Annotated in this window: 1 protein-coding gene; it reads right to left on the bottom strand. The window is 45.8% G+C overall.

Going from position 1 to position 347, the window contains the following annotated elements:
- A partial coding sequence (locus tag L990_RS16595) for a hypothetical protein (protein ID WP_047451763.1) occupies nucleotides 1-201 on the bottom strand: 201 nt, incomplete at its 3' end.
- Nucleotides 202-347 lie beyond the last annotated feature (146 nt).

Genomic DNA, 347 nt, shown 5'->3' with positions numbered 1-347 from the left:
TAGGTTGAAGGCGCCATCCTGTAGTACACGTGCGCCGTTGTTCATGCCCACCTGAGTAATGGATGCCGACTGAATTAACCCCGACTGGTTAATAAGCGCGCTATTCTTTACTCCAAACTGATAAAGTTCTGCGTTTTGTAGTTGTGCCGATGCCCCTACTGCTACTAGTGCAAACCCAAGAATAAATCCGTACTTTTTCATGACATTAGATTTTTTGGTTCGACAATTTTGTTTCAAACTGACAAGACAAAGTTATCGCGGCCCCCAACCCCGGCTCAATTAGGTAAATCCATACTTTTAGCCGCTTTTTTTGGAAGGCCAATTACGTCGGGTAGCGGGCTGACAGC

Source organism: Alistipes sp. ZOR0009 (genome assembly GCF_000798815.1).
Lineage (GTDB): Bacteria > Bacteroidota > Bacteroidia > Bacteroidales > ZOR0009 > Acetobacteroides.
Note: the sequence above shows the minus strand (reverse complement) of the source record. Positions and strands in the feature narration are given on the sequence as shown.